The organism is Parashewanella tropica, from assembly GCF_004358445.1.
Classification (GTDB): domain Bacteria; phylum Pseudomonadota; class Gammaproteobacteria; order Enterobacterales; family Shewanellaceae; genus Parashewanella; species Parashewanella tropica.
The window spans coordinates 2,850,288-2,871,298 of record NZ_CP037951.1 but is presented as its reverse complement, the minus strand read 5'-3'; the positions used below and the strand labels follow the sequence as shown (position 1 = coordinate 2,871,298).

The 21,011-nt window shown below is 40.1% G+C and carries 21 protein-coding genes and 1 pseudogene; 14 read left to right on the top strand and 8 right to left on the bottom strand.

The genetic code is table 11. From position 1 onward, the window contains the following. The first annotated feature begins 385 nt into the window (after positions 1-385). Positions 386-2,056 (top strand): phosphoethanolamine transferase, encoded by a 1,671-nt coding sequence (locus E2H97_RS12650; RefSeq protein ID WP_133407468.1) that lies wholly within the window; start codon positions 386-388, stop codon positions 2,054-2,056. A gap of 262 nt (positions 2,057-2,318) precedes the next feature. Beyond that, entirely contained in the window at positions 2,319-2,522 is a 204-nt protein-coding gene (locus E2H97_RS12645) for a hypothetical protein (protein ID WP_133407467.1), read from the top strand. A gap of 55 nt (positions 2,523-2,577) precedes the next feature. Here E2H97_RS12645 and E2H97_RS12640 read toward each other — a convergent pair whose 3' ends face one another. The 4 genes from E2H97_RS12640 to E2H97_RS12625 form a co-directional block, all read right to left on the bottom strand. Next, positions 2,578-4,749, bottom strand: a complete 2,172-nt coding sequence (locus E2H97_RS12640) for a M3 family metallopeptidase (RefSeq protein ID WP_133407466.1) — start codon at positions 4,747-4,749, stop codon at positions 2,578-2,580. 239 nt (positions 4,750-4,988) lie between these two features. Continuing rightward, complete coding sequence (locus E2H97_RS12635) at positions 4,989-6,158, bottom strand: hypothetical protein (RefSeq protein WP_133407465.1); 1,170 nt, start codon at positions 6,156-6,158, stop codon at positions 4,989-4,991. 128 nt (positions 6,159-6,286) lie between these two features. Continuing rightward, complete coding sequence (locus E2H97_RS12630) at positions 6,287-6,493, bottom strand: hypothetical protein (protein ID WP_133407464.1); 207 nt, start codon at positions 6,491-6,493, stop codon at positions 6,287-6,289. An 8-nt stretch (positions 6,494-6,501) separates the two neighbouring features. Then, positions 6,502-7,026 carry a chorismate mutase gene (locus E2H97_RS12625; RefSeq protein ID WP_133407463.1) on the bottom strand — a complete coding sequence of 175 codons (525 nt, stop codon included), beginning with the start codon at positions 7,024-7,026 and terminating at the stop codon, positions 6,502-6,504. A 405-nt stretch (positions 7,027-7,431) separates the two neighbouring features. On the opposite strand from E2H97_RS12625, the gene E2H97_RS12620 reads away from it, so the two are divergent. Beyond that, entirely contained in the window at positions 7,432-9,126 is a 1,695-nt protein-coding gene (locus tag E2H97_RS12620) for an HD domain-containing phosphohydrolase (protein ID WP_170308301.1), read from the top strand. Between the two features lie 68 nt (positions 9,127-9,194). On the opposite strand, the gene E2H97_RS12615 is transcribed toward E2H97_RS12620, so the two are convergent. After that, positions 9,195-9,455, bottom strand: a complete 261-nt coding sequence (locus E2H97_RS12615; RefSeq protein WP_133407461.1) for a DUF5062 family protein — start codon at positions 9,453-9,455, stop codon at positions 9,195-9,197. Between the two features lie 92 nt (positions 9,456-9,547). Then, the gene (locus tag E2H97_RS12610) at positions 9,548-10,114 is read right to left on the bottom strand and encodes a VOC family protein (RefSeq protein WP_133407460.1); all 567 of its coding nucleotides are present in this window, start codon (positions 10,112-10,114) and stop codon (positions 9,548-9,550) included. Between the two features lie 68 nt (positions 10,115-10,182). On the opposite strand from E2H97_RS12610, the gene E2H97_RS12605 reads away from it, so the two are divergent. Together E2H97_RS12605 and E2H97_RS12600 are read left to right on the top strand one after the other, a co-directional pair. Then, positions 10,183-11,013 carry an ion transporter gene (locus tag E2H97_RS12605; protein WP_133407459.1) on the top strand — a complete coding sequence of 277 codons (831 nt, stop codon included), beginning with the start codon at positions 10,183-10,185 and terminating at the stop codon, positions 11,011-11,013. A 12-nt stretch (positions 11,014-11,025) separates the two neighbouring features. Further along, the gene (locus tag E2H97_RS12600) at positions 11,026-12,489 is read left to right on the top strand and encodes an MATE family efflux transporter (RefSeq protein ID WP_133407458.1); all 1,464 of its coding nucleotides are present in this window, start codon (positions 11,026-11,028) and stop codon (positions 12,487-12,489) included. Here E2H97_RS12600 and E2H97_RS12595 read toward each other — a convergent pair. Both E2H97_RS12595 and E2H97_RS12590 read right to left on the bottom strand, forming a co-directional pair. Next, a complete protein-coding gene (locus E2H97_RS12595; RefSeq protein ID WP_133407457.1) occupies positions 12,449-12,652 on the bottom strand; it encodes a DUF2986 domain-containing protein in 204 nt (67 codons plus the stop codon). The two genes, E2H97_RS12600 and E2H97_RS12595, sit on opposite strands and share 41 nt — an antisense overlap. After that, positions 12,627-13,583, bottom strand: coding sequence for a tRNA-dihydrouridine synthase (locus E2H97_RS12590; RefSeq protein WP_133407456.1), 957 nt, complete (start codon positions 13,581-13,583; stop codon positions 12,627-12,629). The genes E2H97_RS12595 and E2H97_RS12590 overlap by 26 nt, the downstream gene beginning before the upstream one ends. Positions 13,584-13,884: 301 nt before the next feature. Between E2H97_RS12590 and E2H97_RS12585 the strand changes: the two genes are divergently transcribed. From E2H97_RS12585 to E2H97_RS19010, 9 genes and pseudogenes are all read left to right on the top strand, one after another. Beyond that, positions 13,885-14,349: an HvfA family oxazolone/thioamide-modified RiPP metallophore gene (locus E2H97_RS12585; RefSeq protein WP_133407455.1), complete on the top strand. Its 465-nt coding sequence runs from the start codon at positions 13,885-13,887 to the stop codon at positions 14,347-14,349. A 121-nt stretch (positions 14,350-14,470) separates the two neighbouring features. Beyond that, positions 14,471-15,310 carry an HvfB family MNIO-type RiPP peptide maturase gene (locus E2H97_RS12580; protein ID WP_133408645.1) on the top strand — a complete coding sequence of 280 codons (840 nt, stop codon included), beginning with the start codon at positions 14,471-14,473 and terminating at the stop codon, positions 15,308-15,310. Then, positions 15,310-16,050, top strand: coding sequence for an HvfC family RiPP maturation protein (locus E2H97_RS12575; protein WP_133408644.1), 741 nt, complete (start codon positions 15,310-15,312; stop codon positions 16,048-16,050). The genes E2H97_RS12580 and E2H97_RS12575 overlap by 1 nt, the downstream gene beginning before the upstream one ends. A gap of 124 nt (positions 16,051-16,174) precedes the next feature. After that, a complete protein-coding gene (locus E2H97_RS19065) occupies positions 16,175-16,300 on the top strand; it encodes a hypothetical protein (protein WP_281279914.1) in 126 nt (41 codons plus the stop codon). Between the two features lie 148 nt (positions 16,301-16,448). Beyond that, positions 16,449-17,357, top strand: a complete 909-nt coding sequence (gene glsB / locus E2H97_RS12570) for a glutaminase B (RefSeq protein ID WP_133407454.1) — start codon at positions 16,449-16,451, stop codon at positions 17,355-17,357. Between the two features lie 16 nt (positions 17,358-17,373). After that, positions 17,374-17,742 (top strand): YbaN family protein, encoded by a 369-nt coding sequence (locus tag E2H97_RS12565; protein ID WP_133407453.1) that lies wholly within the window; start codon positions 17,374-17,376, stop codon positions 17,740-17,742. A 211-nt stretch (positions 17,743-17,953) separates the two neighbouring features. Continuing rightward, positions 17,954-18,499, top strand: coding sequence for an adenine phosphoribosyltransferase (gene apt / locus E2H97_RS12560; RefSeq protein ID WP_133407452.1), 546 nt, complete (start codon positions 17,954-17,956; stop codon positions 18,497-18,499). A gap of 182 nt (positions 18,500-18,681) precedes the next feature. Beyond that, positions 18,682-20,352, top strand: a pseudogene (gene dnaX, locus E2H97_RS12555) (DNA polymerase III subunit gamma/tau); the annotation flags it as partial. 149 nt (positions 20,353-20,501) lie between these two features. Further along, a complete protein-coding gene (locus E2H97_RS19010) occupies positions 20,502-20,966 on the top strand; it encodes a DNA polymerase III subunit gamma/tau C-terminal domain-containing protein (RefSeq protein ID WP_246028997.1) in 465 nt (154 codons plus the stop codon). Positions 20,967-21,011: the final 45 nt, after the last annotated feature.

Here is a 21,011-nt window from a genome sequence, read left to right as displayed (position 1 = left end):
CTGCGATGTCAATATGTTGTTATCCCTGTGACCTGATAGGACGAGCCTGTTATGAAGGATTAGGCGATACAACGATTACTGAGTTTTGTTTAAATTTGGTCACATTTGGATGTTATCAATATTGCCATAAACAAAACGACCCCACTGATTTTTATAAATTCCACAATGATCAGGCAAGAGCCAATATTCCTAGACAATAGCTGTTTATTAGCTAGCGAGGTGCTGTGTATCGGTTACGTAAAACATTTTGTGTTAGGGTAATAAATACGTTAATGGGTTAATAATGGGTGGTAAAAGGCCACCTTTTTTATTTTGATTCAGGAACTGATGGTAAATTTATGACTCTCTACTAATCTTGATTATGTAGTAGAGGAGTACGTATTACATGGCAGTAAATCAAAATAGCTCTATTGGCTCATTCTTTTCTTTTTTATTCGCAAAATCTAAGTTTCAAATCAGCGGTTTTACACTTTGCTTGATGTTTTCAGTGATCTTAATTGGTTTTTATAATCCCAGTTTATGGGCTTATCTTGATAAAACTATCATGGGCACTGAAATCGGACACATAGGTTTTATTGCTTCTTTTTTTGCTGTTTTAGTTATTTTGCTCAACTTCGTACTGACACTTTGCTTCTTTCGTGGTTTACAGAAAAGCGTGATGATACTGCTGTTGTTTTTATCCGCAGGAGCCAGCTATTACATGACCTATTACGGCATTGTGATAGATAAAAGCATGATCCAAAATGTGGCAGAAACGGATTTCCATGAAGCTAGAGAAACCGTAAATTCAGGCTTCTTTCTACACTTATTGTTGCTTGGTGTATTACCGTCGTTGATTATTTTAAAGGTAACAATCAAGCCTCGCCCATTGAGCTCAAAACTGCTGAGTACTTTTATTATTAGTCTTTCCTCATTGGTTTTATTAGTTGGCATTCTTTTGCCTCAATATAAGGATTTTTCTTCTTTTACTCGTAATCATCGCGATGTGCGTTATCGGATAATTCCTACCAATGTCATTTATTATGGAATTAAGTACTTAGTCGGTGAGGGGAATGCTCATCAAATAGAGGTTAAACCTCTCGGCACTGATGCCAAGCTTACGTCACAATGGGACAATATTGATAAACCGGTAGTTATGGTATTAGTCTTGGGGGAAACGGCGAGAGCACATAACTTCTCGCTGGATGGCTATACAAGGAGCACTAATCCGGAACTAACAAAACAAGATATCGTTTATTTTGATAATGTCAGCTCTTGCGGGACATCGACAGCGATTTCTGTACCTTGTATGTTTTCTGTATTAAACCGTGATGATTATAGTTTGAAAGAAGCTCGCTCAAACGAGAATATACTTGATGTATTCAAGCATGCAGGGTTTAACGTCATTTGGCTAGATAACAATTCAGGCTGTAAAGGAGTGTGCTCGAGAGTAACAACGAAAATGAGCAGTGAGTTTTCTGATCCTAAGTGGTGTGAAGATGGCCGTTGTCATGATGAAGTTTTACTGCCAGAAATGTCGCTTTATTTACAACAAAATCCAAGTGATAAGACATTGATTGTTTTACATCAATTGGGAAGTCATGGACCAACCTATTGGAAACGATACCCTGAAAAATTTAAGCGTTTTACTCCTGTTTGCGAAAGCTCTGATTTATCGGAGTGTAGCCCAGAAGAAATCACCAATGCTTATGACAATACCATTCTGTATACAGATCATTTCCTCAGCCAACTGATTGATTATCTTAAGGTTAAAAATAATATTGATTCAGGCATGCTATACATTTCTGATCATGGTGAGTCATTAGGAGAAAATGGTATCTATTTACATGGATTACCGTACTTTATGGCGCCGGATTATCAGACTCATATACCAATGCTCACTTGGTTTTCAGAAGGTTTTAAACATGATTTTGGTATAAATATCAACTGCCTAAAACAAAGCTCTGAACGTAGCTTATCCCAAGATAATTTATTTCATTCATTGCTTGGATTATTACAAGTTAAAACTTTGGTATACCAACCCAAATTAGATTTATTCAAAGACTGCCAGAAATAAAACGAGTGTGAGAATAACCTAACCTCAGGTTAAATAGCTTAGGTCAGACAGTATTCAGTGGCTGAAGACTAAAATTGCTTAACTTCTCTTCTATTCAGTGTGGTTTCTTATGTCAATGTGCGCCGGTATTTGTAGTTGGGTAACTGGGTTATGTAATCCACGACCTGAAACAAAGGAAAGTAAGAGTTGCTTTGCGAACATAGCGTGTTGCTGCTTTAGCTGTTGTAAGAAAAATGTCGATCCTAATGACATTAAAGGATTTATGACCAAAGATAATTTATCAAAAGGAATAAAAGCCGCAGGAAGGGTAAAAGAGGGACTAAAAGAGAAAGATCAAACCGAGTCTAGATTAAACTGTCTAACCTGTGGTTGTTATAAATATTGTTGTAAGAAGAAGGTCGAAGATGCGGTATTGGGAGACTATAAAAGCCTTGCAGAGCCAATCCTAAAACAGCCGAAAAAGTAAAAGAAATGATTAAATTACCTCATGCAAAATTGCATGAGGTAATTGTAAAGGTTTGTTAGTCTTTTAATAAACCACGGCTACGAAGCAGTGGCTCAATACCAGCTTCTTTACCACGGAAGTTTTTGTAAAGCTTCATCGGATCTTCACTACCGCCTTGCGATAGAACATTGTTCTGGAATGCTTCAGCCGTTGCTTTATCGAAAATGCCGTTTTCTTTGAAGGCTTCGAATGCGTCAGCACCTAGAATGTCAGACCAAATGTAGCTGTAATAACCCGCGCTGTATCCGCCTGCGAAAATGTGAGAGAAATAAGTACTGCGATAACGCGGTGCGATTTCTTTCATTAAGCCCATCTTCTTAACGGATTCAGCTTCAAATTTCGCAGCATCACGAACTTTTGAATCTTTTAGAGTATGCCAATCTAAATCAAGCAGTGTTGCAGCCATGTATTCAACGGTCGCGAAACCTTGGTTGAATTTGCTCGCCGCTTGGATCTTTTTAACTAGCTCCTGTGGGATCACTTTGCCTGTTTTGTAGTGTTTAGCAAATTGAGCAAGAACTTCTGGTTGAGTCATCCAGTTTTCCATTACTTGTGACGGGAACTCAACATAATCGCGTGGTACTGCAGTACCCGCTTGTGAACGGTACTTAACGTTTGAAAGAATACCGTGCAGCGCATGACCAAATTCATGGAACAGGGTGCTTGCTTCGTCAAAGGTCAGCAGTGCAGGCTCACCTTCAGCTGGGCGAGGGTAGTTTAATACGTTAACGATGATTGGCAGAGACTCAACGCCATTCATGTTGTATTGCTTACGGTATGAGTTCATCCATGCACCGCCACGCTTGCTGTCACGGACGAAGTAATCACCCATGAAGACAGCAATCAGCTTGCCTTCTTTGTCATAGATTTCCCAAGTACGAACTTCGTCATTGTATTTTGGTAAATCAGTACGTTCTTTAGCTGTAATACCAAATAGACGGTTTGCAGTGTAGAAAACGCCTTGAATTGTGTTTTCTAGTGAGAAGTAAGGACGAGTTTGTTGCTCGTTAAAGCTGTATTTAGCAACACGAATTTTATCAGCGTAGTACCACCAATCCCATGCCGCTAGCTTGAATTTACCGCCGTCTTTGTCGATCATCGCTTGCATATCAGCCGCTTCTGCTTCTGCACGAGAAAGTGCAGCAGGCCATACGCGGTTTAATAGCTTATAAACATTTTCAGGGGTCTTCGCTGTACGCTCTTCAAGTACATAGTGAGCATGAGTTTCGTAGCCTAATAGCTTTGCACGCTCAGCACGAAGGGCTGCAATTTTTGCGAGAACTTGCTTATTGTCGTTTGCATTGCCGTTGTTACCACGCTCAATATAACCTTTGTACATTTTTTCACGTAGTTCACGGTTATCAGCATAAGTTAAGAAAGGGGTGAAAGATGGGCGAGAAGTAGTGAATACCCACTTGCCTTCATGTCCACGCTTTGTTGCTACACCAGCGGCACTTGCAATCACGTCTTTTGGAAGACCTGCAAGATCTTTTTCATTTTCGATTACAAGTTCAAAGCTGTTCGTTTCAGCAAGTAAGTTGTCACCAAATTGAAGGTTTAGCTTGCCGATTTTCGCATTCAACTCACGAAGCTTAGCTTTGTCAGCTTCGTTAAGGTTTGCACCGCCACGAGAGAATGACTTGTATGTATCTTCCAGTAGGATTTTTTGTGCAGTAGTTAGATTTAGTGAGTTACGTTGCTCGTATACTGCTTTTACTTTTTGGAATAGCTTGTCATTTAAGTAAATGTCATCACTTAATGAGGAAAGCATAGGCGATACTTGTTTGCTGATTTTTTGCAGCTCAGGCGTGGTATCGGCACCTGTTAGGTTATAGAAAACGTTGGCTACTTTAGTGACAAGGTTTCCTGAGAACTCCATTGCTTCAATGGTGTTGGCAAACGTTGGCTTTTCTGGGTTATCAACAATGGCTTGCATTTCTGCGCGTTGTTGAGCAATCCCCGCTTTAAACGCAGGTAGGTAGTGCTCCGCTTTAATTGCTGCGAAATCAGGTATGCCGTGAATCGTGTTGTAAGGCTTGAAGAACGGGTTAGTGGCGTTCTGTTTAATGATTTGCTCAGCCGTTTGAGTTGTAGAAGGTGCAGAAGTTTTGGTTTCTGTGCTATTACAAGCTGTTAACGCTAATGCTAGTGTAATAGCGCCTACTAACGGTTTGATAGTTCCTTTCATTTTGGTATCCCCAGAATGTTATTGTATTGCTCAACCTGTAATCTGCCTTAAGCAAATCAGGACAACATTGAGTTAAGACCTCATGCCTGTATGGCTAAGATCATATTATTGGGTAGTGTATTTACCATATTTTTTAACTCAAATTCTACGCTTGAGCAGAATATTGTGTAACAAAGCTTGTTACTTTTAACAATTGGGTAGGGAAATAACGAGAGGAAGAATGTTATTTGCAAGTACGCTTAAGTGTTTGACTCATCTTTTGGTTTATAACATTCAAACACTTTATCTCTAGAACGGTTGAATAGCTGCAGTGATTCATGTAGCTCAGGGTGTTGATGATATAACGCTTCCACTGAAGGGAATCCATTGTTAACGGCGAGCCATTTGTGTTTTTCTGCAAGATGAGTCAGCAATTGAAAGTTGCCCTTAACTTCAACTTGTTGGCTTTGGCATTGGTGGTTGATTTGTTCTATCGTGAAAGTATCAAGTCCAATAACGTATACTGACTCTGGTTCTGAGCTTTTGAATAGATGTTGCTCTAGTTCTGAAAGTTGTCCTTTACTTACTTCGCAGGTTATATGTGGCAGGCATTTTTCTCTTTTGGATTGGAATAATTGATCGCTAAGCATACTTCCAGAATCCGAAATTAAAATAAAACGTGCAGCTGAAGAAAGGCTGTTCAATCGAGTAAAAAGTAGCTCAGGTTCATGACGCAAGATATAGTGGGTGGCTTTTCTGTTTGACGTATCTGAGACGGTTTCTTTATACAGAAATGCATCTCCCTCGAGGATAAATACAGGTTTTTTTGGTAACTCTTCTTGTGCAATATCTTCTAAAAGCTTATCGAACGTAAAGTACCCAGTTTTTAAATTTGGGATGGTCTTTTCTGTTTTATCTAATGTTGTTTGGTAGGGTAATGGGTTGGTTACAGGAGATTTAAACTCTCGATAGGCACATTCAACGGCTCTGGAATATCGATTCTCTGTGGTACGATGAATACATAAAAACTGGATGATAGATACGGTTTGGTGGCTTTCATCATCAAGTTTTGTAAATCTAAACGTTTTTAATGTTGTATTTTGTCTATGACCACCAATTAAGGTGGTGCCGCATTCAAATTCCAATTTAACTAAACTTCCTTCATTTATGCGTCCCTCGATATACCTCGCATACTCTAAGCCGAAAAATTGTAGCTGGCTTTCTTGAACTTCCGAAAAAGTCAAAGGGTTCAGTTCATACTCTCGGGGCATATCGTGAATTGCATCGGTTCCAAGAGGTTTGGGAGTATCATTGGTGTATTGGGTTTGCGCACTAACTTCTTGGTGATATTTATCGTTATTTGGGCTTGATTCATCACTGAATACAGAGTCAGAAGAAGATGGGTTTGGGTCTGTTTGATAGACAGCCATAATAAAATCACCTTAATTCATTTATTTATAAGTTAAGGTGATTTTGATTCTGATGAAAGCGGATTTACTTCTAATTTAGAATTGAAACGTCTTTGTACAGAAGAATGATTCTAATTTGTGGAATGTTACTATTTCTCAACGCGTTTAGGAGGCAGGAAATTCATTACTGCCAAATAAAGCCAGCCACCAATCCAAGTAAAGCCAAATGCAAATGTAACTGCTCCTGATGTCATCGCGGAGCGCTTTTGCTTTTTAGCCAGACGTATAGCCAATAGCGCTGGAATTAAGCTTGTGAAAATTAAAAGATAGGGTAGTAAGGTGATGTTAATATTCATTAATTTTTTTATTTTTCTAATTGAATTTTTTTCATTGTCTCAAACAAATCCCGCTTTTGCACTTTATTTAAAGGTAATGTAGATAAAGTGTTGGAAAATGTTGAGTAATCAAGATTTGTTAATTGAGATGGGGCCTGTAGCTGTGTAGCCAATAATGTAAATAGTCTTTTATTATGCTTGGCGAGTTCTTCTCTAATTTTTTTAAGAGGGGGAACTTCAATTTGTTGTGATTGATTACGGTTAAAGTCAGCTCGTTGAATTTGTTTGCAAGATTCCATCAGTGCTTGGGTAAATTTGATGACTGGTTCAGGCCTTAAAGCAAATTGTTTTGCAGACTTCACTGCTTTTGATAATACGATCTCCTCTTGTTTTTTGTTCTCAACCGCAATTTTGTTATGGATTTTGTAAGTGGCTACATCGTGGCAAAGACTGAGCCTTGATTGTATTACTGAATAAATTGAAGGGTTCTCTTTAGCGACTGAAGTAGAAGAGAAACAGAGCAGTAAAACTGCAAGTAGGTGTTTGTTTATCATTTTAGATTTACAGAAATGAGAAAGAATATGGTTATTCTAGCCTCTTGGTAAGTTTTCCTAAAGATTTTAGAGCTAAATAAAAGCTTGTAATAGTGAAAGATGCTGGAGTGTGGAGCTCTTATGAACTTGTAAACCTTTCCATCAATGGAAAGCTCTTGAAGTGAGTCAATGCATAGATTTTCCTGAATCGTGAGTTTGGTCACGTCTAATTTTTGTTATTAATCATACAATATATCGCTCCGTAAAAGGCTTGCTTAACCTTTAATTCCAAATGGCTCGATTGTTTTATTTTCCTTTAAGTCCACAATGAAAAAATTTTTACTACTAGTTTGCCAAATTTTCCTATTGCTATTTTTCTCCCCTCAATCATGGGCTGGGGAGATAAATAGTCAAAATTCGATAGTTATGTCAGTGATCATTTTAGGATTGCTATGCAGTTTGTTTTTATTATCTCGATATCTATATCGGTATAGCTCGAAACTTGATGGAAACGCTACGTTCGAATCAAGTAAGTTTACGATGGGGATGTTGATACTACTAGCAATGCTAGTTGCAATTGCGACTATTGGTTCTTATAGCCTAGTCAGTGCTAATAAAAGGGAAATATTAGAACGCGAAACGGCTAATTTAAAGCAAGTCATCGGCTCGTTAGTACTTGATATAAAATCAGTTAATGATATTCGGCAAGGCGTGTTTTTCCATATTGCGGCAAAAGATAAATTTCAGAGTTTACTTGCGCCACTATTGTCTGGTGATGCCATTGAAACCAATATCAACCGTGAGCTAAAAACCTTCTTTGGCAGGTACGAGAAGTTTGGAGCTGGGACTGGAAAACTTATTCTATCCCCAGAAGGAAAGAAGCTATTTAGTATGGGAAATGCCATTCCTAAGCAGGCTTATTCTGAGTCAATGAACTCAAATTTTAAAAGGGCACTAAACGGTCAATACATCACAACAATGCCACTAGCTGTAGAAAGTGAGCATAAAAAAAGAGTATACAAAGTATATTCATTAGCGCCGATTTTTAATAAAAAGAGCAACAAAATCGTCGCAATATCTATTGATGAGTTAAGTAATGAAGAAGTCGCTTATAAAAACTTAGACAACTACCATTTTGGTAGTAGCGGTGGGCTGTTTATATTTAATCATCGTGGAGAAGTGATCGCACAAGGAAAAGCACACAGTACCGAGATTGATCACAAGACAGCTTTATTATTGGAGACGATAGCAACTCAAAATGAATCAAGCTCTAACTTACATATTGCTCAATCTAAAGGTGGGCAGCAGAATTTTATACTTGCTGAGTGGCAGCCTAAGTTAGGTTATGGTATCGCGGCAATGATTGGTAAAGATGAAGTCTTGAGAAGTAATAACGAACTCAAAAATGGCATTGTTGTTGTTTTAGTTATTATGACTTTTTTTATGATTAACATCCTCGTGTTTACTCTTTTTGTGGGAAGAAAGGCGACTCAAGCAATTCGTGAGTCAAGAGACGAAATTATCTCTAGATTAGGTGTTGCTGCTGAATATAAGGACAATGACACGGCTGCACATATTCAGCGTATCAGTGAATATTCAAGAGTTCTGGCTGAAAAATTACCTACTACAGCAGAGTGGAGAACGTTACTAGTTAAAGCTGCTCCTATGCACGATATTGGTAAAATATCTGTACCTGATAATGTCCTTAAAAAGCCTGGGAAGCTTGATTTATCTGAATGGGAACTTATGAAACTTCACCCTGAGTCTGGTGGGAAAATACTCGGGGATGATCATTCACCTCTAATGAAAATGGCGAGAGATATCGCGCTCTATCATCATGAAAAATGGAATGGAACGGGTTATCCTTACCAAATCAAAGGTACAAAAATACCCTTGTCAGCACGTATTGTTGCTGTTGCGGATGTGTTTGATGCTCTGACTTGTGAGCGAGTTTATAAAAAAGCATGGCCAATGGAAAAAGCCATTGCCCTTATTCGTGATGAAGCTAATGTGCATTTTGACCCTGATGTTGTGAAACCTTTTTTAGCATCACTTGAAGAGTTTAAAGAGATCAAAGAGCATTATAGAGAAAATGAAATAACGGAATTGGACATTAGTTAAATTTGCTCGGTCTAGGGCGTTTAAGCTGAGGGCATGAATCAAACTCACAAGTTCATGCCCTTAAGGTTTTAATTTAACAACGGGTGATCGTCTGGCAGTTGGCGTTTGATCCACAGCACTAATTTGTGCTTCATATTTGGACCGTCTTCTTTGTCTTTTGCTAAAGCTTGAATGAGTTTATCTTCTACGAGCAGACGATAAATACATTCCACTTTATATTTGTCAGAAATACTGGAGTCTAATGGCTTAAAACCTCGTTTTGCGGCGTAGCCTTCGCCTACTTCTAATGCTTTTTTAAGGAGTTGCGCTTCATGCTTTACGTGCTTCATCGTCACCCTCTCAACATTTTAAATTAAACCCAAAGCCCGAATTTTTCCTCACACCTAGTTCACATTATTCATAAGTGAGATATGTGGAAACATCAGTTATCGTGTTGTTCACTCTCAATAATGTCTTGAATTGAATAAGGATGCAACTTAATACAAATGTTATCTTTTTTGAATGCAATGGTTGGGTTAGGTAGGCGTTCGTGCTCGCCACTAGGGCTACTGAGTTTTACTTTTACTTTGGTTTCATTGTTTAAATGAGGAGCCAGTTGCGGAGCAAGAAATAAAACATCTTCGACCAGTTGTTCGCAACTTTGTGCTTTGCTAGGGATCACCAGTTCTATATGTTCCCAGCCTTCCTGCGGATACGCTTTGCCACTAGGATAGGGTAATTCAATACAAGGTACTGATAATGTACCTAACATCAAAGGCTCATCCAGTTTTATGATCAGTATAGGGCGGCCGTTAATGACGTTTTCTGAGATTATCGTTCCTTTATCAGAGAAAAAGTTTCTAAGTTGATCACCCAAAGCAACGGAATTGACTCTAATGGCAGTGTGATCACATTCCAAGTTTAGATCGGATAAGCCAAGTTCTTGTGTAAATTTAAGGATCTTGCGACAAAAATCATTCCAATCATGTGTCATTAATGTGGCGAACATAAGTAGCTACGAAATAGTAAAATATTAATGGTATTATCTCTTAATCCGCACAAGTTCGTCATTAGGTTATGGAAAATAAACAGACCGAGAGTTCAGATCTTCAATTAACGTTACGAAAAGTCATATTTGGCACTGATACTTTTGCTGGCAGGGTATTTGATATCGGTTTAATTGTCTGCATTATTGCCAGTGTTTCCTTATTACTCCTTGATACGATAGATGCCGTAAATCAGCAATATGGTGAATTATTTCGCATTTTAGAATGGGGCTTCACTGTCGCTTTTACTATTGAGTATGGCTTACGCCTGTATTGCAGTTCGAATCGATGGTCTTATTTCAGAAGTTTTTACGGTGTAGTGGATTTACTTTCGATTTTACCAAGTTATTTAATGCTTATTTTCCCTGGCGCAAGCTTTACTTTAGTTATCAGAGTATTGCGTTTATTTAGAGTGTTTCGAGTTTTAAAGTTGATTCGTTACCTAAGTGAAGGCAACCTTTTACTTAGGGCTATGCTACAGTCGTCACGCAAAATTTTTGTGTTTTTCTTTTCGGTGAGCTTAATCATTCTAGTGCTTGGTGCAATCATGTACGAGGTTGAAGGGCCTGAGAATGGTTTTACTTCTATCCCCACATCGATTTACTGGACGGTTGTGACCATTACTACGGTAGGCTATGGTGATATCACGCCTCATACTCACCTTGGTAAAGGGATTGCGGCATTTACCATGTTATTAGGGTATTCCATCATTGCTATTCCAACGGGCATTCTGACGGCTGAAATATCTCAAGAAATCGGTAAGCACAGAGATTTACGCAGTTGCAGTAATTGTTCCACCACCGGTCATGAAACCAAAGCTCACTACTGTTATAACTGTGGTGCAGAATTGCAAGAGATTTAAAGAGGACTGAAAATGTCACAAGCAAAGTTTGTGGAAGGCTCAATCATGCGTCACATCTGGGTGATGACGTCCACGGCTACCATTGGTATTTCTACACTATTTTTAGTCGATTTATTAGATATTTATTTTTTAAGTTTATTGGGTGAACAAGAGTTAGCGGCAGCTGTAGGCTATGCCGGTACTATTACCTTTTTCACCACTTCAATAGGTATTGGGCTGGCGATAGCTATGGGCGCAACCGTATCAAAGGCGCTTGGTGCAAAACGTAAGGATGATGCCAAGCGATTAATGATGAGTGCGTCAGCCATTACCGTCATAACCAGTTTGATTATTACTGTGATAGTAACCTTTTTGATCCCCGATTTGGTTTCTCTTATTGGGGCAAAAGGCAGAACAGCTGAACTTGCTGAAAGCTATTTGTACATATTGATCCCGTCAATGCCAATCATATGTTTAGCTATGGCATTAGGTGCCGCATTGCGCGCTGTTGGTGATGCCAAACTTTCTATGATGTCTACAATTGCTGGTGGTTTAGTTAATGCGATATTAGATCCTATCTTCATCTTTGCATTGGGCATGGGTATTGAAGGTGCAGCAGTGGCTTCGGTTATGGCGCGAATTGCGGTATTAGCGATTTCTTACCGAGGTGTGTTTGTTAAACACCAGCTCGGAACTCATCTTACTATTCCTGAACTTAAAAAAGATTTTGCTCCTATTTTTGCCATCGCTGGCCCCGCTATGCTAACCAATGTCGCAACGCCAATCGGTAATGGTTATGTGACAAAAGCGGTTGCAGAGTTTGGTGATGCTTATGTTGCTGGCTGGGCGGTTATCGGACGGATTATTCCGGTTGCATTTGGGATGATTTTTGCGCTATCTGGAGCAATAGGACCAATCGTTGGACAAAATTTTGGCGCAAAAAAGTTTGATAGAGTAAGGCAGGCACTCACCAATGCGTTGCAATTCAGTTTTGTGTATATTCTGGCAGTGTCGATTTTAGTATTTCTGTTGCAAGATTATGTGATTGTCGGCTTTAAGCTGGGTGGGGACAGCGCTGAGTTAGTGAGTTTCTTCTGCTCATTTATTGCCGTAAGTTTCGTATTTAACGGAGCTTTGTTTGTGGCAAATGCTTCGTTTAATAACTTGGGTAAACCTAAGTATTCCACCTTTTTTAATATAGGTAAGGCAACACTTGGTACTATTCCGTTTGTTTATGTAGGGGCTCACTTCTGGGGTGTTGGAGGTGTACTCGTTGGACAAGTTGTTGGTGGTGCTATTTTTGCCTTAATAGCGGTTTGGGTAGCTTATCGTCACATCAACAATGTTGAAAAAGAGCAAACGGTTGAAGAAGATGATACAGAGGTAATGACAAGCTCAGCTAACCCATTATCATCTTCCTGTACTCAAATGGGGCAGCTATGCGAAGAAGAAGGCACTACACCTCAGGCTGAGCCTCAACCTGATTGTCGTCGTTAGCTATGGCTGTGTCAGCTTGTTGTTCCGCTTCAAGCTTGGCACGCTCAGCTTTAGAAATGTAGCGTGGCTTTTTAGAATTGTTTTCGCCGCCACACTTAACCTTGTTTGATTTGGCTTTAGCGCGTTTGGCGATCTTCTTATTGATTTTTTGACGTTTGTTCATGCTTTGCGGTTTCCAATGCTTGGATAATTTCTTCAGTGGTTTTGAAAATTCTTAATGTACGAAAGAGCTCTTTAGCTTCAGGGTACTGACGGTTTAAATAGCTGAACCACTGTTTAATACGGGAAGGATAATAGCAAGACTTACGACCTTCAAGTTCCTTTTCACTGTACTTCAGCATTAAGTCTAATGCCTGTGGCCAAGAATAAGCCGGATTATCGGTTTTAATCTCTTCTGCTAAATTGGGAAGGGAAATGGCACCTCGTCCAACCATTACGTCAGTACAACCTGTTTGCTCCATACAACGAAGTGCATCTTGTTTATTCCAAATTTCACCATTGGCTATAACAGGTATTGGGAGCTTTTGATTGATATCGGCAATGTACTCCCAATAAGCGGGTGGTTTGTAACCATCAACTTTACTCCTTGCATGTACTGCAAGCTCAGTTGCTCCTGCCTCATAAATAGCCAACGAATTTTCCATATATTGGCTTTTATCTTCAAATCCTAGGCGAATTTTAGCTGTTACAGGATGTTCTTGTGGGACGGCCTGACGCACCGCTTTGACAATATCATGGACTAAGTTGGGTTCATTTAATAAAACCGCACCACCTTTATTGCGATTTACAATTTTCGCCGGGCAACCAAAGTTGATGTCTACACCATGAGAGCCTAACTCAATGGCTCTTAAGGCATTTTTGGCTAACACTTCAGGGTTTTGACCCAACAGTTGTATTTTTACAGGTGTACCCGAAGAGGTATAGCCACCGTTCAAAAGCTCAGGACACAATTTAATGAATACTTTTTCGGGCAATAATTGATCTACAACACGAACAAATTCAGTTACCATGAGGTCGTAGGGGTTTATCGCGGATAAAATGTCCCGCATCAAATCGTCTACTACCCCTTCCATCGGGGCCAAAATTACTCTCACTAGGTTGCCTTAAACATATACTACAAGCGGAACAGGGCTGAATTGTACCCTTAGTTTATGTATATAGGTAGGTATAAATTATGGTGTCGAATAGCTCCTATTTCAGTTGTCTATAATTACTTATGTGCACTCAAAGCATTGTATTTCTATGATTGTGAATTAGGCTACAAGTTGTTCGATTGGAAAAATTTAGTAAATTAAATGAAATTCTATTGGTACCTATCAGGTCATATTACGCAAGTCCGCTATGTTACCTTTTGGTATCAACGATTTTATAATTTTATTAAGAGAGGGAAGAGATATGAGTTCTGTTAAAAAGACTGCAGTTGCAGCTGCACTAGGTACTGTTGTAATGGGTTCTGCTTTTGCAGCTCAAGCTGGTCAAGCTGGAACTTTTGGCTTTGAAGAACTTCAACAAGGTTACCAAATTGTAGCTGCTGATGAAGGTAAGTGTGGTACTGGCAAATGTGGCAGCAAAGCTGAAAAGAAAACCCACGAAGGTAAGTGCGGCGAAGGCAAGTGTGGTGGTTCTGATGCTAAGAAACAGCACGAAGGCAAATGTGGCGAAGGTAAATGCGGCACTAAAGCTGATAAGAAAGCACACGAAGGCAAGTGTGGTGAAGGTAAGTGCGGCGGCAAAGCTGAAAAGAAAGCCCACGAAGGCAAATGTGGTGAAGGTAAATGCGGCGAAGGTAAGTGCGGTTCTAAAGCTGACAAAAAAGCCCACGAAGGTAAATGTGGTGAAGGTAAATGCGGTACTAAATAACTTGTACCTATCCTAGGGCACGCCCTAATGTTTACCCAAGGCCGGCATTTGCTGGCCTTATTTTTCTCAAAAAGTATTATTCTGAATGAAGAGCATTCAAAATAGTGCTAAGGAAGAGATGATGTCTATACAAAGTCATAATTTAGTGGGATTAGGTCTTCGTCGAGAAATGCTTGACGAATTTTGTGAGGCTACCCCAGAGCAAATAAACTTTTTTGAAGTTGCACCTGAAAATTGGATGACAATGGGAGGGAAGTTCGGTCGTCAGTTCCGTGAACTCACGGAAAAACACACTTTTTATTGTCACGGTTTATCGCTTTCAATTGGCAGCCCTGAGCCGTTAGACACTCAGTTTGTTCAAAATGTAAAAAGCTTCTTAGATCTCCATAATATCGATATTTACTCTGAACACTTAAGCTATTGTTCTGGCACAGGACATATGTATGACTTGATGCCTATCCCATTTACAGAAGAAGCCGTTCGTCACGTGGCTGCTCGTATTAAGCAAGTTGAAGACATTACAGAGCGTCCTTTTATTTTAGAAAATGTTTCTTACTACGCTGCACCTGGCTCTGAAATGACTGAGCTGGAATTCGTCAACGCAGTACTCAATGAAGCCGACTGTAAACTGCTACTGGATGTGAATAATATCTATGTAAACTCCATTAATCATGGTTATGACGCGAAAACCTTTTTAAGAAACATGCCAACAGAGCGCATCGCATATTTGCATGTGGCGGGTCATTATGTCGAAGATGTCGACCTTATTGTTGATACCCATGGTGCTGATATTATTCAACCTGTGTGGAAGTTACTGCAAGAGTGTTATGCCATTCATGGCGTCCACCCAACACTGCTAGAACGTGACTTTAATATTCCTTCAACCGAAACCTTGCTTAAAGAAATAGATCAAATTCATGCCATTCAGCAAGCAACGACAGAGCAAAGAAGGAGTGCATGATGCAGTTTATCGATGTGCAAAATGAATTTATGGCATTTATTCGTGATCCTTCACGTCCGTTACCAGAAGGTATGACGGAAAAACGGATGAAGGTGTATAGCGATTTATTTTTTAATAATGTTCACGGTTTTGTGAGCAATGGGTTTCCAGTTCTTCGAACCTTATATAGTGAAGACGATTGGAATGAAATCGTACGAGATTTCTTTATCAATCACGATTGTCATACTCCTATATTTGCTGAAATCGCCGAAGAGTTTTTAGTCTTTCTGCAAACCGAATATCAGATGAAAGACAGAGATCCCGTTTTTATGTTAGAGCTGGCTCATTATGAGTGGCTTGAATTAGTCGTATCGATTGCTCAGTCACAAAGAAGTCTTCAACACTTAGCATCTGAAAGTATTCAACAATTGCCACTGTGTTTGTCCGATTTTGCTCGAATCGCTCAATATTCCTATGATGTTCAGCATATCGACGAAGATTATCAGCCTACAGAACCGTTAGAAGTACCTTCGTTTTTCTGTGTTTATCGAGACTTGGAAGAACAAGTAAAGTTTCTTACGTTAACACCGTTAACTGCACAGGTGCTTTCCTATATTCAGCAAGCTGAAACCACCAACTTCACAGAGCTTGTGAATTGGCTTTCGGAAATTTACCCACAAATGTCACCAGAAAGTATTGAGCAAGGTTGTTTACAGTTATTAGGGCAAATGGCTGAAAAAGATATTGTTATGACTCGATAACTTTCCTTCTTCTGATGGATAAAAATAAAACCCTACTTTCTGTGGGTTTTTGGGGGGAGGATTAACAGGTAGAATGCGGCAAAAATTGATCTAGATCATAAAAATAAGCATTCTGGGAAGCATTATGAGCAGTAACGAGCCGTTTAAAGATCCATTTAATATTCTTCACTTCATTGGTTTCTTATGTGTGTTGTTATTACCAACACTGCCAGCGTCATTAACTTGGTTAAAGATGTCAGGCATTTTGTAAGTGCAATGAAAGGCTAGACCTAAAAGCTCACGCATGTCGTGAGCTTTTTTGTGATTTAGCCCCCCGAAAAAATATGAGAGTAGGCAGTAACCCCGCGCTCCCGCTATAATTCCCCCTTTGTCTATGATGTACAGTGGTTAGACGTTACATGGATTCTTTACTCGAAAAAATATATCACGATGTCACTCCCTTAATTGGCAAAGGCAAGGTTGCAGACTATATTCCTGCTTTGGCTAATGTTGATCCCAACCAGTTTGGAATCGCCATTTGCAGCAATGATGGCACAATAGATACCTTAGGTGATGCTCATAAACCATTTTCGATTCAAAGTATTTCCAAAGTGTTTAACTTAATTCTTGCTCTTGAGTTGAAAGGAGAAGAATTATGGACACGGATAGGACGTGAGCCTTCAGGTTTGCCATTTAATTCATTGGTTCAGCTTGAGTATGAACATGGTATTCCCAAAAATCCGTTTATCAATGCGGGTGCGCTGGTGGTTTCTGATGTAAACCAAACCCACTTTGCATCACCAAGAATTGCGGTAAGAGAGTTTGTAAAAAAGCTATCGGGTAATCCAAGTATTCAAATTGATAAAGTAGTTGCCGATTCTGAGTTTGAATATCGAGCCCGAAATGCGGCGATGGCGTATCTGATGAAATCATACGGTAATTTCAATAACGACGTTGAAAATGTGCTTTACAGCTATTTTTGTAATTGTGCCATTACCATGTCCTGTGTCGATTTAGCGAAAGCGGTAAACTTTTTAGCCAATAGAGGGTACAGTAATATTCTGAAAAAGCAGGTGCTTACTGAAAACCAAACTCGGCAAGTAAACTCGCTTTTGGCTACTAGCGGTATGTATGATGAAGCGGGCAGCTTTGCTTACAAAGTAGGCCTGCCTGGTAAAAGTGGCGTAGGTGGTGGCATTATTGCTATTGTTCCGGGTAAGTTTTCGATTTGTGTCTGGTCGCCAGCATTGAATGATGCGGGTAACTCTTTAGCAGGTGGTGCTGCTCTTGAATCTATGACCAAGCATATTGGCTGGTCCATTTATTAAAGTAAAAGGAAACAAGGTGCTAAAACGAGGATTATTTGCAGCCGTAGGTTTGCTCTCTGTGGCTTTAGGTGTTTTAGGGATTTTTCTGCCCTTACTGCCGACTGTGCCGTTTATTTTATTCGCCTTGTATTGTTTTGCTCGTTCAAGCCAAAGACTGCATAATTGGTTATTGAATCATCCTTGGTTCAGAGAGGCGATAGCCGACTGGCAGCAACACAAGGGGCTAAGGAAAAGCATTAAGAAGCGCGCACTGGTGTTATCAGCTCTTAGCTTTATGGTGAGCATTATTATCGTTCCGTTGCTTTGGGTTAAAGGCTTGTTATTGATTATGGCAACGTGCTTACTGACTTATCTGTGGCGTTTGCCGACACTGCCCGAGCGTTAAATAACCGATAATCACTCATTTTGTGACCTATTCCGATTAATATTGAGTGAGGTGAGTTGCAATACACATCGATCCACACTAACATTTGTCGGCAATTGAGGCCCTGTTCAAAATCTTATTCTGCGAAAAGCAAAAATAATAAGATGATTGCATAGGGCTTTTTTATTTTGTTTCATGGAAACAACCAAAAGAGAATTTAAGTGAAGTTGCTATGACTACTGAAACCTTAGCCTATATAAAGCAAAGCATTAAAACCATTCCTGATTATCCAAAAGTGGGCATCATGTTCCGTGATGTAACTAGTCTTCTTGAAGACGCTAAAGCGTATCAGGCTACCATCGCCTTACTGGTAGAAAAATACAAGTCAATGGGCTTTACCAAGGTTGTAGGTACAGAAGCTCGTGGCTTCTTGTTTGGTGCTCCTTTAGCACTTGAGCTAGGTATTGGTTTTGTACCCGTTCGTAAGCCAGGTAAACTTCCTCGCGCCACCATCTCTCAAGATTATGAACTAGAATACGGTACAGATACGCTAGAAATTCACACTGATGCTATCGTTGAAGGTGATAAAGTATTAGTGATTGATGATCTACTAGCCACTGGTGGTACGATTGAAGCGACCGTTAAGTTGATCCGTGAGCTAGGTGGTGAAGCCAAGCACGCTGCGTTTGTTATTTCATTGCCAGATCTTGGTGGTGAGCAGCGTTTAGAAGCGCTTGATTTAGAAATCTACAAATTGTGTGATTTCGACGGCGAGTAATTCGTCCAATAGATTTAAAATACTTCAAAGGATTGAAGGCTGTGATCGTCGAGGGTGTTAAAAATGAGCATCCTCGTTGATTACGAGTTACGACTCTGGTTTACGCATTAATAGCATGTTATCTTGCCCATAATAGTAAACCAGAGGATTTGCCTTAATCAAAAGGGCAAGTAGGGAGATACATGTCATATCAGGTGTTAGCCAGAAAATGGCGCCCTGCCACATTTGAGCAAGTCGTGGGTCAAGCTCATGTACTTAACGCATTAGTCAATGCGCTCACCCAGCAACGTCTTCACCATGCCTATTTATTTACAGGAACTCGCGGAGTGGGTAAAACCAGTCTGGCTCGCCTGTTTGCTAAAGGTTTGAACTGTGAAACAGGCGTAACGGCAACTCCGTGTGGACAGTGCGACAGCTGTGTTGAAATCGCTCAAGGACGTTTCGTTGACTTGATTGAAGTGGATGCCGCTTCAAGAACCAAAGTCGATGATACCCGTGAGATCTTAGATAATGTGCAGTATCGACCAACCCGAGGTCGTTATAAAGTTTATCTTATCGATGAAGTTCACATGCTTTCTCGTAGCAGTTTTAATGCGCTACTAAAAACGCTAGAAGAACCACCAGAGCACGTGAAGTTCTTATTAGCGACCACAGACCCTCAAAAGTTACCCATCACTGTTCTGTCTCGTTGCTTGCAGTTCAATTTGAAGAGTTTGACTCAGGATGACATCAGTAATCAGCTGAAATATGTGCTTGAGCAAGAGCAACTCAAACATGAGCAAGAAGCGTTAACACTACTAGCTAAAGCCGCAAATGGCAGTATGCGTGATGCTCTTAGCTTAACCGACCAAGCCATAGCATTTGGCGGTGGCGAAGTGATGTTAACACAAGTTCAAACTATGCTAGGCAGCATAGACGAACGTCATGTCATTGGTTTGCTTCAAGCTTTATGCAAAGCTGATGTCACCGAATTAATGACAGCCACAGCTAAGGTCATCAGCTTTGGTGCAGAGCCAGAAGAAGTGCTTAGAAGTCTGTTGGAACTGTTACATCAAATAACGCTTACTCAATTTGCGCCAGCTGCCTCTCAGCTTTCACTGTACGCGGAGCAAATTAAAGCCTTTGCTGAGCAATTGTCGCCAGAGCAAGTACAGCTTTATTATCAGATCTTACTTTCTGGTCGAAAAGAATTACCTTATGCTCCAGACCCTAAATCGGGTTTAGAGATGGCGCTACTCAGAGCAATTGCCTTTGTACCGCAGGCGCCAGTGACGAAATGGGAAGCTAAGCAAGCTGATGATTCACAGGTTTCTATTCCAGAGCCTGTAAAAGTTGAAGTTTCCAAAACTCCAGCGGTTCCAACGCAAACTGAATCAACAGTTGTTGCCCAACAGCAACAAACTAAGGTTAAAGTTGAAGCTCACGAGTTAGAAGCCGAGCAAGCTTTATTGATTAGCCAAGCAGAAAGCCAAGGTTATCAGTCTCAAATGGCTGATGTACCTCCGATTGAACTTGAAGCTGTAAATGCGGCTATGCAATCAATGGAGACAATGCAAGATGATGGTTTTGTTCCAGTTAATGAGCAGCCTCAAGGTATTATCGAGCCAACTATAGTTGACTCTAATCAAGCTAATACGGTACTCGTACCAGAACAGTCTCAAGAACAAAGTTCGGTAGAGTCATCCTGTGATGATCCGCTAGATCAAATATTGTCATCACGAGACGCTTTATTGTTTGATCTAAAGTCGGAACAAGAAGAAGAGGACGCTTCAGCAAAAAAGGCTGAACCTCGAAGCAAACGCAGTTTGTCTGTGGAGAGGAAACCTGTAGCCAAAACGCAAGAAACACCGAGTGAAGTAATACCTGAGCCAGTAGCTAAGGCAATACCTGAAGATACTCCCCTTGGGAAGAGCCTGTTGTAGAGCAGGCAAACGTTGAAACTGTAGAACCGGAATCGATTGCCCCTAAAGAGCCTGAAGTTGTTGAACAGCCTCAATACCAAGTGACAGAAGTGACTGGTGATGCTACAGACTTATACTGGTATAAATTAATGTCAGTACTAGAGCTCGGTGGGCGAATTAGGCAGTTAGCGGTAAATTCTGTGTGTCTCGACTTTTCAGAAAACCTGCAACTATTACTCAAACCTGATCAAAAGCACCTTGCGGCTCCAGTAGCCATAGAACAACTGAAGACAGAGTTGGAAAAGTATTTAGACCAAGCTGTTACTTTGAATGTTGAAGTTGGGGTTGATGATAAAAGAGAGACACCACTGGAAATTCGTAAACGTTTTCATCAGTCATTGCTGCAGGAAACTGAACAGTTGCTCAACCAAGACGAACATGTTTCTTGGTTAAAACAGAACATGGGAGCAAGTTTAAACATTGATAGCTTAGGCTTTCCACGAGAAAAAATGCTGGCGAAAGCTGAGAGCATAGCCAAATTAGATTTTAATAGTGCCAAAAATTAAGTAACATTGGCGCCAATATATCAACAGACCTTAGAGAAGAATTGT

Coding starts and splice junctions, on each gene's coding strand:
- E2H97_RS12650 (WP_133407468.1), top strand. CDS start 386: ATGGCAGTAAATCAAAATAGCTCTATTGGCTCATTCTTTTCTTTTTTA.
- E2H97_RS12645 (WP_133407467.1), top strand. CDS start 2,319: ATGACCAAAGATAATTTATCAAAAGGAATAAAAGCCGCAGGAAGGGTA.
- E2H97_RS12640 (WP_133407466.1), bottom strand. CDS start 4,749: ATGAAAGGAACTATCAAACCGTTAGTAGGCGCTATTACACTAGCATTA.
- E2H97_RS12635 (WP_133407465.1), bottom strand. CDS start 6,158: ATGGCTGTCTATCAAACAGACCCAAACCCATCTTCTTCTGACTCTGTA.
- E2H97_RS12630 (WP_133407464.1), bottom strand. CDS start 6,493: ATGAATATTAACATCACCTTACTACCCTATCTTTTAATTTTCACAAGC.
- E2H97_RS12625 (WP_133407463.1), bottom strand. CDS start 7,026: ATGATAAACAAACACCTACTTGCAGTTTTACTGCTCTGTTTCTCTTCT.
- E2H97_RS12620 (WP_170308301.1), top strand. CDS start 7,432: ATGTCAGTGATCATTTTAGGATTGCTATGCAGTTTGTTTTTATTATCT.
- E2H97_RS12615 (WP_133407461.1), bottom strand. CDS start 9,455: ATGAAGCACGTAAAGCATGAAGCGCAACTCCTTAAAAAAGCATTAGAA.
- E2H97_RS12610 (WP_133407460.1), bottom strand. CDS start 10,114: ATGTTCGCCACATTAATGACACATGATTGGAATGATTTTTGTCGCAAG.
- E2H97_RS12605 (WP_133407459.1), top strand. CDS start 10,183: ATGGAAAATAAACAGACCGAGAGTTCAGATCTTCAATTAACGTTACGA.
- E2H97_RS12600 (WP_133407458.1), top strand. CDS start 11,026: ATGTCACAAGCAAAGTTTGTGGAAGGCTCAATCATGCGTCACATCTGG.
- E2H97_RS12595 (WP_133407457.1), bottom strand. CDS start 12,652: ATGAACAAACGTCAAAAAATCAATAAGAAGATCGCCAAACGCGCTAAA.
- E2H97_RS12585 (WP_133407455.1), top strand. CDS start 13,885: ATGAGTTCTGTTAAAAAGACTGCAGTTGCAGCTGCACTAGGTACTGTT.
- E2H97_RS12580 (WP_133408645.1), top strand. CDS start 14,471: ATGTCTATACAAAGTCATAATTTAGTGGGATTAGGTCTTCGTCGAGAA.
- E2H97_RS12575 (WP_133408644.1), top strand. CDS start 15,310: ATGCAGTTTATCGATGTGCAAAATGAATTTATGGCATTTATTCGTGAT.
- E2H97_RS19065 (WP_281279914.1), top strand. CDS start 16,175: ATGAGCAGTAACGAGCCGTTTAAAGATCCATTTAATATTCTTCACTTC.
- glsB (WP_133407454.1), top strand. CDS start 16,449: ATGGATTCTTTACTCGAAAAAATATATCACGATGTCACTCCCTTAATT.
- apt (WP_133407452.1), top strand. CDS start 17,954: ATGACTACTGAAACCTTAGCCTATATAAAGCAAAGCATTAAAACCATT.